We start from the raw sequence: 10,099 nt of genomic DNA, 5'->3' as shown, positions 1-10,099 counted from the left end.
GAGATGAGGCGGGCGGGTCGGGCAGGGCGTGTCCTGCATCGCGCAAAATCTTCACCCAACGGCGAATGGTCGCCAGCAATCGGCGCCGCTGCTGCTCATCCAGCGGCATGGTGTCCACCAGATTGATGGCCTCTGCGGCCTTCACATGGCCATGGACCAGCAGTGCCATGCAGAACTCGCGGTCCTTTTCGCGCAAGGCCACGGCTTTGGCGAGGAAGAGATCGACCACGGCGAGGCAGTAACCCACCCGGTCGTTGGTGGCGGCGCTCTGCACGCGGTGCACCCGATGCAACCAGCCTGCGGGCAGGACGGCGGTCTCCGGACCCACACCCTGCGCGTAGTAGCCATGCGTCTCGTGGAACCACGAGCCTTCGCCCAGCGCACCCTCGATCCGCTCCGCGAGTTCGGGGGCGTTCAAAGGATAGATGTCCGCTTCGGCCGACATGGTGAAGACCGCCTCCGGGTGAGGAATCGGTCCCAGGATCGATTGGCTGCCGACGATGATGAATTCGTACTGATCCGTCACGTCGCCGCAAGCCCGGATGATGTGCTCGAGTTCGTCGCGGGTCATGAAGCCTGCCCGTCTTCCGTGTCACCCAACACCACGCCTCTCCTGAGACGGTTCACCTGATCCAGAATGCCCTGGCGAACATCGTCTGGCAGCACCGTGATCAGCGGCGAAGCTTGACGCAACTCCTGGGCTCGGCGGGTCCTGCCGAGTACCTTGCGCCACTTGCCGTAAGTAAGGATGTCGTCCCACTCGTGCCACAGGCTCGCGGAACGCGAGTGCCCCGCGCTCTGCCAGCGGGCCAGCGTGTCCTGCGCCCGCCGCCGCAGCGACTCATCGGCGCGCACCAGACGAACCGCTTCTTCGTGCAATGCGAGGCTTTGCAGGTCTTGAACACGGTGGCGGGACTCGTCAGTGGAGACCATCAGTTGCACGACGGGTTTTCCTCGACGCGATCGGGCCGCTGCTGATCCCGGCGGCGCTGGTTGCAGGGTATCGCCCGCCAGCAGCGCCAGTTCACCACTGATGCCTAGCACCGACATGACTTTGAGGTAGGTGCCGATGGACGGCCCGGGATCGCCCGCCTCGACCGCACTGAGCGTCGTGCGGGAGATTCCCACGCGCCCGGCCATCTCGACCGTGCCCAGGCCCTGTGCCTTGCGCAGTCGTTTGAGCCGGTCGCCCAGTTGCAGCAACAACTGGCGCTCCAAGACGGCTGTGGCTTCCAGGGCAATCATTTGTGCGGAATACTAAGCAATCAATACCTAATTGTCCATATTTTTGGACAAACTGACTGCAAAGAGTCGCGCTATGCTCGACACACCGCAGCCTTGGCTCATAGCCCGCTTGCTGCCATCATTCGCGGCGCCGGCGCGCCCGCGCCGCCAGGAGCCCCCCATGAGCGCAGCGCACATCCGCCAATCCATGGACCAGCTCGCGAAGCACCTCGCGGCCCACCCGCAGGATGCGATCTCGCGGGACAAGCCGGCCGTGGCCACCCTGGAGTCGGGCCTTCGCTGCAAGGCCGTCGGCCCCAAGGGTGAAACACTGATCACCGACATGCCGGCGCCCATCGGCGGTGGAGGCAGTGCACCCACGCCGGGCTGGTACCTGCGCGCCGCGCTGGCCAACTGCGACGCCACCATGATCGCCATGCGCGCGGCGCAACTCGGCATCGAGCTGACCGAACTGGAGGTAACGGTCGGCAGCCGCTCCGACAACCGTGGCCTGCTGGGCGACTTCGATGGCGCGCCCGCCGGACCGCTCGACGTTCAGCTCACCGTGCGCATTGCCGCCCCCGGCGTGCCCGAACAGGCGCTACGCGATCTGGTGCATTGGGCCGAGGCCCACTCGCCTGTGGGCGATGCCCTGCGCCGGGCCCTGAGCGTGCAGGCCGAGGTCCGGGTGGCGTAACTGCGCCGGCGCGCATCGGCCGCGCTGTTCAGCGCGGGCCGGCCTCATGCCCCATCGCGTCCGCGTGCAGCGCCTCGTTCAGCTGGTCCACCACCAACGCCCAGGGCGCGTCGGCCTTGATCTGCTCGACCAGGAACTGGCGCTGGGCGTCGTTCCAGTGCGGCGCGTCGCAGATGTGCACGTCGGCGGGGATCTGGTGGTCCAGGATGAAGCGCGCGATGTCCTGCTCGCCGGCATCGAGGCCCAGTTGCAGAAACAGGTTGGTCATTCGGGGGGTGGTCTCGTCCATCGCGGCGATCTCCTGAGCGTTTCGAATGCGGCGATTGTCGGCGACCGTTCGGCGGCTGGCGTGTAGGCCAAGGCCGCGTCATGGGCACTCGCCCCCGGTCGCGCGCCGCTTCGGCGCTATCGTCCTGCCGACCAAGGCATGCCCATTCACCGCCCATGACACGCACCCTGTTCACATCGCCGCCCTCTCCCTGGCCCAGCCTCGCCTTCTGGCTGCTGCTCAGCTTCGCGGCCGCCGCCATCGGGGCGGTCGCTTCCGCCAACGCGCCGGACTTCTATGGCCAGTTGAACCGCCCGGCCTGGGCGCCGCCGGCCTGGCTGTTCGGCCCGGTGTGGACGGTGCTGTACGTGCTGATCGCGCTGTCGGCATGGATGGTCTGGCGCGAGCGGAGACTCGAACAGGGGTTCGCGCCGTACGCGCTGTTCGGCGCCCAGCTCGCGGCCAATGCGCTGTGGACCTGGCTCTTCTTCGCCTGGCGGCAAGGCCAGTGGGCCTTTGTCGAGATCCTGGTCCTCATCGCGCTCATCATCGCCACCATGATCCAGTTCAGGCGCATCCGCCCGCTGGCGGCCTGGCTGCTCGCGCCCTACCTGGCCTGGGTCTGTTTCGCCACGGCCCTCACGTTCTCGGTCTGGCAGCGCAACCCCGGCCTGCTGTAGCGCGCGCGGCGGCCCTCCCTCAGCGCAGCGGAATCGGCGTGGCGCGGTCCACCGCCACCACCGCCACCGAGTTCTGCGGCGAGCCCTCGATCAACCGGTCCGAGTAGGTGAGGTACACCAGCGAATGCCGCTTCGCATCGACCATGCGCACGATGCGCAGGCGCTTGAAGACCAGGCTGATGCGCTCGCTGAAGACCTCTTCCTGCGCCTTGATGGGTTTGGGGATGCTGATGGGCCCGGTCTGGCGGCAGGCGATGGAGGCCTCGGCCTTGTCTTCCGCCAGCCCCAGCGCCCCGCTGATGCCGCCCGTGCGGGCGCGCGACATGTAGCAGGTCACGCCGTTGACACCCGGGTCGTCGTGCGCCTCCACCACGATCTTGTGGTCGGGGCCGATGAACTTGAACACGGTGTCGACAGAGCCGATCTCGTCGGCCTGGGCGAGCGTGGCGAAGACCATCAACAGGAAGCAGGTGAGGCGGCGCATGGGTGGGCTTTCGGCAAGGTGTTGGCCAGGGTCGGTGCATGATCCGCCCTCTCGGACGAACCACCGCAGCCAGGCCATCATGCCCGACCCGCTCCTGCTCGACATCCCCCACAGCTTCCTCACGCCGCGGCTGCACCTGCGCACCTTCCGCGCGGGCGACGGCCTCCGGCTGTACGAGGCGGTGGCTGAATCGCAGGCCGAGCTGCGCCGCTTTCTGGGGCACCTGCCCTGGGTGGCCGAAGAACTGACGCAGGACTCGGCCGAGCTGCGCTGCCGCCGCTGCGAGGCCTACTTCTTCTCGCGCGCCGACCTGCCCTACCTGGCCTTCGAGACCGCCACCGGCCGCCTCGTCGGCTCCTTCGGCCTGCACCGCACCGACTGGCAGGTGCCCCGAACCGAGGTGGGCTACTGGCTGCGCACCAGCGCCACCGGCCAGGGCTTCGCGCGCGAGGGCGTGAACGCGCTGGTGGACTGGGCCTTCGAACACCTGAAGGCCCAGCGCGTGGAGCTGATCACCGACGAGGCCAACACCGCCTCGCGCCGCGTGGCCGAGGGCTGCGACTTCGCGCTGGAAGGCGTGCTGCGCCACGCGCAGCGCGCGCCCGATGGCAGCCTGCGCAACACCTGCGTGTACGCGCGCCTGCCCGGCGACAAGGCGCCTCAGGGCAAGGCGTCGTAATGGAATACCTTGCTGACGATGCGCCAGTCGCCGTCCAGCTTCACCAGCGTCAGGAAGTCGGTGAAGGCCTTGGGTGGAATCGAGCACTCGAGCTTGGCGAACGCCGTCACCGGCCCCGCGAACTCGATCGCGAGGATGCGATCCGTGCGGGCATGGCCCTGGCTCGCCGGTGAGGGGCGTTGCGCCACGCGCGGGAAGTAGCTGGCCATGTCCAGGTGCAACAGGCGGCCTTCGGTGGCGCTGAAGTAGTGCGCCTCGGGGTGGAAGACCTGGTCCAGCAAGGCCACGTCGCTGTGGTGCAGACCGTCGAAGTAGCGGCCCAGCGCCTGGGCCACGGCCGCGCTCTCACGCGCGAAGTCCGCCGCGGCGCTCACCTGGCGCCCCGCTGGCGGTATTGCAAGGCGGGCAGACCGCCCACGCCCCAGTTGTCGGGATCGATCTCGTCGATCACCACGTGCGTGAGCGCCGGGTCCTTGCCGAGCACGCGCTGCAGCAGTTCGGTGACACCGGCGATGAGTTCGGCTTTCTGTGGCGCGCTCACGTTCTCACGCGTCACCTGAATGTTCACGTAAGGCATGGTGGCTCTTCAGTGCAGGCGCTGCACGACGTCGCGAATGCGCTCGCCGAACAGGCGCGCGGTGCGCAGGTCGCCGGCCACCAGTTCGTCGGCCGAGGCATCTGACGGCGTGGCGGCCATGAGGCCGCTGAACGAGGCCAGGTAGTTCACGTCGTCGCGCACCGAAGCCTTGGCATTGGCCGGCAGCATGCCCGTGCCCACCCACAACATGCCGTGTTGCTGCGTGAAAGTGAACAGCGAATTCAGCGTGGCCAGCTTGTCGCCATTGATGCCGGCGGAGTTGGTGAAGCCCGCGGCCAGCTTGTTCTTCCACTGCTGGTTCATCCACACACCGGTGGTGGTGTCCTGGAAGCGCTTGAACTGCCAGCTCACGTTGCCCATGTAGGTGGGCGTGCCGAAGACGATGGCATCGGACGCGGCCAGGCGCGCCCAGTCCTGATCGCTGACGCGGCCTTCCTGGTCGATCTCGATCAGGTCCGCGCCGCTGCCGTCGGCCACGGCCTGCGCCACCTGGCGCGTGTGGCCGTAGCCACTGTGAAAAACGATGCTGATGCGGGACGTCATGGTGTGCCTCTTGCCGACCAAACGGCGGTTGAAAAACGATGGAGGCATGGTATTCATCGCCCTACGATTGATAAACACATAGACTTGAACTTCATTCATTACCCGATGTAAACCATGACCCGCGAATTCGGCGTCACGTCCCTGGGCGGCATCGAGCTGTTCTGCCTGGCGGCCGACCTGGAGAGCTTCACCGCCGCCGCGCAGCAGGCGGCGCTCACGCCGGCCGCCGTGAGCCGCGCCATCGGCCGCCTGGAAGAGCGTCTGCAGGTGCGCCTGTTCGTGCGGACCACGCGACGCATTCGCCTCACCGACGCGGGGCGCGCCTACCACCAGCAGTGCAAGCAGGCCCTGGGGCAACTGGCGGAGGCCGAGCGCCAGCTCACCGGCCACCAGGCGCAGCCGGCGGGCGTGGTGCGCATCAGCGCGCCCACCTCGTTCGGGCACCACCGGCTGCTGCCGCTGCTGCCGGCGTTTCGCGCGCGCCACCCGCAGGTGGAGGTGGACGTGCAGCTCAGCAACCGCAACATCGACTTCACCGCCGATGGCTTCGACCTGGCGGTGCGCGGGCGGGCGCAGGCCGACTCCGGCCTCATTGCGCGCCAGTTGATGGACGCGGAGCTGGTGGTGGTGGCCACCAAGGCCTACCTGCGCCAGCGCGGCACGCCGAAGTCGGTGGACGACCTGGCGGCGCACGACTGCATCCAGTTCGTATTGCCGCGCACCGGGCAGCACGTGTCGTGGCGGCTGCGCGTGGACGGCGTGGAACGCGACGTGCCCACACAGGGCGGCTACTCCGTGTCCGAGGACATCGTCGGCGTGGCCACGCTGGCGCGCGCCGGCGCTGGCCTGGCGCAGATCTACCGCTTCATGGTCGAGAAGGACCTGGAGAGCGGCGCCCTGGTGGAGGTGCTGCGCCCGTTGGGTGGCGCCTCGCGGCCGTTCTCGCTCATCTACCCCGCCAACCGGCACATGCCCTTGCGGGTGCGTGCCCTGGCGGATTTTCTGGTGGCGAGCCTGAAGCCCCGGCGCGGCGCGCGCGCCTGAGGCTTCCGTTCAGAGGTTGCCCTTGCTCCACGGCCCCGTGATGGCCACCGTGATGCCCGGCGTCTGAATGTTCGCGAACAGCACGCGGCCCGTCGGGTCGAAGGTGGCGCCGCAGAACTCCGAGCCACGGTGGTCGGCCGCGCTCACCGTCTTGCCGGCGCCCGCCACCTGCTGCGCGCTCAGGTTCACGTTGTTCTTGCAGAAGATGTAGGCCTCGCCCGCCGGGTTCAGGCCCAGCAGGCGCGCGCCGGTGCCGAAGGCGTCGGTGGAGCCGCCACCGTCCTCGCACAGCACCACGCCGCCGCGCGGGCTCACGGTCACGTTGTCGGGGTTGTTGCCCGCCGTCTGGTGGCCGCTCACGAAGATGGCGCGCAGGCGCATGGTGGCCAGCGTCAGCTCCCACACCGCGCCCTCGCCGTTGCCCACGCTGCCGCTGCCGTTCACGCCAGCGGCCGTGTCCACGATGAACATCTTGCCGGCCGAATACCAGATGCCTTCGCCCCGGCTCATGCGGGCGCAGCCCTGCGTCAGCGCCTGGTAGGTGGGGCCGGCCGCGAAGCCCAGGCTCACGCCCCCGGGCTGGCCCGCCACCACCACGGGGTCGGCGTCCGGGTCGGCGATGTTGACCCACTCGAGCTCGTACTCGTCGCCGATGTCGGGGTTGAGCAGGCCCTGGTCGTTGGCCTGGGCCAGCGTGGAGGGGCGCGCCTGGCGCACCAGGGTCTTGATGCGCGCGGCCTGCAGCGTGCCACCGCGGTGCAGGCTGCCCACGGCGCCCGAGGTGTCGGCGGGCACGTAGCGGAAGAAGGCCGCGATGTTGCGGTTGTCTTCGGTCTCGTAGACGATGCCCGTGGCGGGATCGACGGCCACCGCTTCGTGGATGAAGCGGCCCATGCCGACGATGGGCTCGGCGATGGTCTGCGTCGGATCGGCCGCCACCTCGAACACGTAGCCGTGCTTCTTGCCGCCGATGGTGGAGAAGTCGTAGATGGTCTCTTCGCAGGTGAGCCAGGAGCCCCAGGGCGTGGGGCCGCCCGCGCAATTGCCCAGCGTGCCGCCCAGGGAGCCCATCGAGCCGGCCCACTGGTTGTCGCGGAACACGAGGTTGCTGGTGCCGCCGGCCGGGTAGCCCACGAAGGGCGCGGGCGCGGGGGCCGAAGGATTGGTGACGATGCCGCCCGCACCGATGCGGATGGGCAGGCTGCCGTAAAGCACAGTGATGATGCCGTCGACCATCGTGCTGGCGTAGCTGTGCGGCGCCGGGATGGCCTCGGCGGACGTGGCCACCAGGCCGCGCTCGTGGTTGCGCACCAGCACCAGCTCGCTGCCGCGGCCCACGCGGCGCGACAGCACGGCGGCCATGCCGTCGTGGCTGCCGGGGGTGGGGGCGCCGTCGTCCATGGCGTCGCCCGTCCAACCGTGGCTGCGGTAGCTGAAGCCGGGCGGCAGTTGCAGCAGCGGCAGGCCGGTGGCCAGGTCGTTCACGGGCGCGATGGCGCCGTAGGGCGAGGCGGCGGAGACGGTCTGCTTGCCGGTGGCGGCCAGGGCGTTTTGCGCGTAGAGCGCGCCCATCACACCGGTAAAGCGGGCGGCGGCCAGCGCGCCGGAACCTTGCAGCAGGCGGCGGCGGGCGGGCGAGAACGAATCGGAAGGCATGGGCGGATCCTCGGGGGCAATCGGTTCGTGGGGTGGCCGTGAAGCGGCGCGTCTGGCACTCATCCTGCACGCGGGCCATTGCCACTGCGCGACGCGACGCCCGCCAGTCCATGGGCCGTTCGGCGCAGTGTGGCGCAGTGAGGTGTGGCGGTGGCCCGCGCGACGGTGCTTGCGTTCGGCCCGCCCGGCGCTAGCATTCGCCGTGCGGTCGCCGAGCCCGAGGAGGGAACATGAAGCGCCTTGCCCATCTCCATCTGATTGCCGCCGGCCTCGTGGCCGCCGCCCCCGCCATCGCCCAGCAGGCCACGCACTTGCGTGATCTGGACGCCGCCAGCCGCGCGACCCTGAGCAAGGACGAGCTGCAACAACTGCTGCCAGGCGCCACCATCAGTCGTGTAACCAACCGCGGCAACCGCAACATCTGGAAGAACGAGCCGGGCGGCGGCTTCGTCGCCTCGTCCGACAACAGGGACCGTGGCAGCACCATGCCCACCACCGCGCGCGGCCAGTGAGTGGAGCATCTCGGACGACGGCCGCTATTGCGTGCGCATCGAATGGCGCTCGGTGGAGCCTGAGGATTGGTGCCGTTTCATCGTGCGCTCGGGCGACGCCTACTACGGCACCCGGTCGGACCAGAACCCGGACGAGCGGGTCTACAGGCTCGATATCACGAAGTGAGGCTCTGCGGGCGAGCGGGCACGGTCTTGTCCTACAGCGGTGCGCTTCCCATGCCCTCAGCATGGGCCTTTCCCGGGCTGCGGCCCGCACCCAAGAAAGGAGCAGCCAATGAAGACCACATGGGCCCTGGTGGCCGACGAAGCCATCGCGCGGATCCTGGAGAAGCCGACAGGCGCGGACCTGGAGCCAGTGGAAGAACTCACCGACCCCGGCGCCCACGCGCGCGAAGGCGAGATGCACAACGGACCCCACGGCCGCCGCGCGGGCGGCAACGGCGGCCCGTCGCAGGCCACCGTGTCGGCCGGTGATTCGGAGCGCCACCAGCACGCGCAGGTGTTCGCGGCGCGCATCGCGCAGCGCCTGGCCGAATGCCACCGCGAGAAGCGCTTCGACGCGCTGCACGTGGTGGCGGCGCCGCGCCTGCTGGGTTACCTGCGCAAGGCGCTGAACGGCGAGGTATCCGCCGCGGTGATCGGCACGCTCGACAAGGACCTGGTGAAGGAAAGCAACGCGGACCTGACGCGGCGCCTGTTCCCACCGCGCCGCGCGGCCGCCTGACCGGGCGCCGCCGCACGGGCCACCGCGTCAGCGCGTGCCCGCGCCCACCAGCATCTCGCACGGCCCCACGAAGCCGTCCGCCGGGCTCTCGAAGCGCAACAGCGCCTGCTCGATCTCTTGCCAGGTGTCGGCGCGCTCGTCTTCGCTCAAGCTGGCCATCATCTGGTGCAGCGCGCCGAAGGATTCGCGCTCGAAGCGCACGCACTCGGCGGCCGTGGGCAGGTGCACAGGGGACTCGATCTTGCGCACCGCCACGTCGCGAAAGCCCGCCTGTTCCAGCGCCTTGGCCAGCACCCCCTCACCGCCCAGCGAGAAGGGCCCCGGTTGGCCAGGCAGCGGCGGCGGCAATTGCGCGCGGCGGCGGATGATGCCGACCGGCACCGAGAAGAACGGGTTGCGGTCGGCGGTGGAATACACCACGGCGGCGAAACGCCCACCGGGTTTCAACGCATGGCGGATGCCGGCCAGCGCGCGCTGCTGGTCGGGGAAATAGATCAGGCCCACGCGCGACACCGCCGCGTCGAACGACGCGACGGGCAAGCGGTCGTGGCGCTCGCCATCCAGTTCCAGCGTCTCCACGTGGGACAGGCCAGCCGCATCGGCCGCCGCCTTGGCGTAGCGCAGGATCGTGGGCGAGATGTCGGTGGCCAGCACGTGCCCCCGCGCACCCACGCGGCGCGCCGCCGTCAGGGTCTGCTCGCCCGCACCGGCGGCCACGTCGAGCACGCGCGAGCCCGGACCCACGGCCGCCATGTCCAGCATGGCCTCGGTGGCCGGGCCCAGCCAGCGCGCCAGCAAGGGGCCCCATCGGTCCCAGGCCTCGGCGGCGCTCTCCCATTGCGCGCGCGTGGTCTGGCGGAACTTCCCGGCGTCGAATACGGCCGGTGCGGGAGAAGAAACAAGGGTCTCGGTCATGGCGGTTCTCCTGGAGGAAGACCGGTGCGACGTGCACGGTCGGCCCGCAAGTTAGGCCTGGCGCCAGGACCTCTC

Annotated in this window: 16 protein-coding genes; 7 read left to right on the top strand and 9 right to left on the bottom strand. The window is 69.4% G+C overall.

The genetic code is table 11. The annotated features are described in order from the left end of the window. Window positions 1-571 (bottom strand): DUF6036 family nucleotidyltransferase (locus BN948_RS18020; protein WP_081921994.1); only part of this gene is annotated, 571 nt, incomplete at its 3' end. Continuing rightward, entirely contained in the window at window positions 568-1,245 is a 678-nt protein-coding gene (locus tag BN948_RS18015) for a helix-turn-helix transcriptional regulator (protein ID WP_009517467.1), read from the bottom strand. The genes BN948_RS18020 and BN948_RS18015, both read right to left, overlap by 4 nt. Before the next feature lie 160 nt (window positions 1,246-1,405). Here BN948_RS18015 and BN948_RS18010 point away from each other — a divergent pair, with 160 nt between their 5' ends. Beyond that, complete coding sequence (locus BN948_RS18010; RefSeq protein WP_009517466.1) at window positions 1,406-1,921, top strand: OsmC family protein; 516 nt, start codon at window positions 1,406-1,408, stop codon at window positions 1,919-1,921. Between the two features lie 28 nt (window positions 1,922-1,949). On the opposite strand, the gene BN948_RS18005 is transcribed toward BN948_RS18010, so the two are convergent. Beyond that, window positions 1,950-2,210, bottom strand: coding sequence for a DUF2789 domain-containing protein (locus tag BN948_RS18005; RefSeq protein ID WP_009517465.1), 261 nt, complete (start codon window positions 2,208-2,210; stop codon window positions 1,950-1,952). Between the two features lie 155 nt (window positions 2,211-2,365). Between BN948_RS18005 and BN948_RS18000 the strand changes: the two genes are divergently transcribed. Continuing rightward, a complete protein-coding gene (locus BN948_RS18000; protein ID WP_009517464.1) occupies window positions 2,366-2,869 on the top strand; it encodes a TspO/MBR family protein in 504 nt (167 codons plus the stop codon). Window positions 2,870-2,888: 19 nt separating this feature from the next. On the opposite strand, the gene BN948_RS17995 is transcribed toward BN948_RS18000, so the two are convergent. Next, entirely contained in the window at window positions 2,889-3,353 is a 465-nt protein-coding gene (locus tag BN948_RS17995) for a CreA family protein (protein WP_009517463.1), read from the bottom strand. A 79-nt stretch (window positions 3,354-3,432) separates the two neighbouring features. On the opposite strand from BN948_RS17995, the gene BN948_RS17990 reads away from it, so the two are divergent. Beyond that, window positions 3,433-4,032: a GNAT family N-acetyltransferase gene (locus BN948_RS17990; protein ID WP_009517462.1), complete on the top strand. Its 600-nt coding sequence runs from the start codon at window positions 3,433-3,435 to the stop codon at window positions 4,030-4,032. Here the strand turns inward: BN948_RS17990 and BN948_RS17985 are convergent. From BN948_RS17985 to BN948_RS17975, 3 genes are read right to left on the bottom strand one after another with little or no spacing between them, the layout of a single operon-like run. Next, window positions 4,014-4,406, bottom strand: a complete 393-nt coding sequence (locus BN948_RS17985; protein ID WP_035623052.1) for a nuclear transport factor 2 family protein — start codon at window positions 4,404-4,406, stop codon at window positions 4,014-4,016. The genes BN948_RS17990 and BN948_RS17985 overlap by 19 nt on opposite strands. Further along, a complete protein-coding gene (locus BN948_RS17980) occupies window positions 4,403-4,609 on the bottom strand; it encodes a tautomerase family protein (protein ID WP_009517460.1) in 207 nt (68 codons plus the stop codon). Before BN948_RS17980 ends, BN948_RS17985 begins: the two co-directional genes overlap by 4 nt. A 9-nt stretch (window positions 4,610-4,618) precedes the next feature. Further along, complete coding sequence (locus BN948_RS17975) at window positions 4,619-5,173, bottom strand: flavodoxin family protein (protein WP_009517459.1); 555 nt, start codon at window positions 5,171-5,173, stop codon at window positions 4,619-4,621. A 114-nt stretch (window positions 5,174-5,287) separates the two neighbouring features. Between BN948_RS17975 and BN948_RS17970 the strand changes: the two genes are divergently transcribed. Further along, window positions 5,288-6,217: a LysR family transcriptional regulator gene (locus BN948_RS17970; RefSeq protein WP_009517458.1), complete on the top strand. Its 930-nt coding sequence runs from the start codon at window positions 5,288-5,290 to the stop codon at window positions 6,215-6,217. A gap of 9 nt (window positions 6,218-6,226) precedes the next feature. On the opposite strand, the gene BN948_RS17965 is transcribed toward BN948_RS17970, so the two are convergent. Further along, window positions 6,227-7,873 (bottom strand): PhoX family protein, encoded by a 1,647-nt coding sequence (locus tag BN948_RS17965; protein ID WP_009517457.1) that lies wholly within the window; start codon window positions 7,871-7,873, stop codon window positions 6,227-6,229. Between the two features lie 230 nt (window positions 7,874-8,103). On the opposite strand from BN948_RS17965, the gene BN948_RS17960 reads away from it, so the two are divergent. The 3 genes from BN948_RS17960 to BN948_RS17955 all read left to right on the top strand — a co-directional run bounded on the left by BN948_RS17960 (window position 8,104) and on the right by BN948_RS17955 (window position 9,109). Then, a complete protein-coding gene (locus tag BN948_RS17960) occupies window positions 8,104-8,385 on the top strand; it encodes a hypothetical protein (RefSeq protein ID WP_009517456.1) in 282 nt (93 codons plus the stop codon). After that, window positions 8,348-8,551, top strand: a complete 204-nt coding sequence (locus tag BN948_RS26730) for a hypothetical protein (protein WP_138820222.1) — start codon at window positions 8,348-8,350, stop codon at window positions 8,549-8,551. The genes BN948_RS17960 and BN948_RS26730 overlap by 38 nt, the downstream gene beginning before the upstream one ends. 108 nt (window positions 8,552-8,659) lie before the next feature. Continuing rightward, entirely contained in the window at window positions 8,660-9,109 is a 450-nt protein-coding gene (locus BN948_RS17955; RefSeq protein ID WP_009517455.1) for a host attachment protein, read from the top strand. Between the two features lie 27 nt (window positions 9,110-9,136). Here the strand turns inward: BN948_RS17955 and BN948_RS17950 are convergent, their stop codons facing one another. Next, a complete protein-coding gene (locus BN948_RS17950) occupies window positions 9,137-10,024 on the bottom strand; it encodes a class I SAM-dependent methyltransferase (protein ID WP_009517454.1) in 888 nt (295 codons plus the stop codon). Window positions 10,025-10,099 lie beyond the last annotated feature (75 nt).

This window comes from Hydrogenophaga intermedia (assembly GCF_000723405.1).
In the GTDB taxonomy this organism is placed as follows: Bacteria; Pseudomonadota; Gammaproteobacteria; order Burkholderiales; family Burkholderiaceae_C; genus Hydrogenophaga; species Hydrogenophaga intermedia.
Note: the sequence above shows the minus strand (reverse complement) of the source record. Positions and strands in the feature narration are given on the sequence as shown.

Bases quoted from the DNA above. Each gene is read 5' to 3' on its own strand.
- BN948_RS18000 (WP_009517464.1), top strand. From the start codon at position 2,366: ATGACACGCACCCTGTTCACATCGCCGCCCTCTCCCTGGCCCAGCCTC.
- BN948_RS17975 (WP_009517459.1), bottom strand. From the start codon at position 5,173: ATGACGTCCCGCATCAGCATCGTTTTTCACAGTGGCTACGGCCACACG.
- BN948_RS17965 (WP_009517457.1), bottom strand. From the start codon at position 7,873: ATGCCTTCCGATTCGTTCTCGCCCGCCCGCCGCCGCCTGCTGCAAGGT.
- BN948_RS17970 (WP_009517458.1), top strand. From the start codon at position 5,288: ATGACCCGCGAATTCGGCGTCACGTCCCTGGGCGGCATCGAGCTGTTC.
- BN948_RS17960 (WP_009517456.1), top strand. From the start codon at position 8,104: ATGAAGCGCCTTGCCCATCTCCATCTGATTGCCGCCGGCCTCGTGGCC.
- BN948_RS18005 (WP_009517465.1), bottom strand. From the start codon at position 2,210: ATGGACGAGACCACCCCCCGAATGACCAACCTGTTTCTGCAACTGGGC.
- BN948_RS17990 (WP_009517462.1), top strand. From the start codon at position 3,433: ATGCCCGACCCGCTCCTGCTCGACATCCCCCACAGCTTCCTCACGCCG.
- BN948_RS17980 (WP_009517460.1), bottom strand. From the start codon at position 4,609: ATGCCTTACGTGAACATTCAGGTGACGCGTGAGAACGTGAGCGCGCCA.
- BN948_RS17955 (WP_009517455.1), top strand. From the start codon at position 8,660: ATGAAGACCACATGGGCCCTGGTGGCCGACGAAGCCATCGCGCGGATC.
- BN948_RS17950 (WP_009517454.1), bottom strand. From the start codon at position 10,024: ATGACCGAGACCCTTGTTTCTTCTCCCGCACCGGCCGTATTCGACGCC.
- BN948_RS17995 (WP_009517463.1), bottom strand. From the start codon at position 3,353: ATGCGCCGCCTCACCTGCTTCCTGTTGATGGTCTTCGCCACGCTCGCC.
- BN948_RS18010 (WP_009517466.1), top strand. From the start codon at position 1,406: ATGAGCGCAGCGCACATCCGCCAATCCATGGACCAGCTCGCGAAGCAC.
- BN948_RS18015 (WP_009517467.1), bottom strand. From the start codon at position 1,245: ATGATTGCCCTGGAAGCCACAGCCGTCTTGGAGCGCCAGTTGTTGCTG.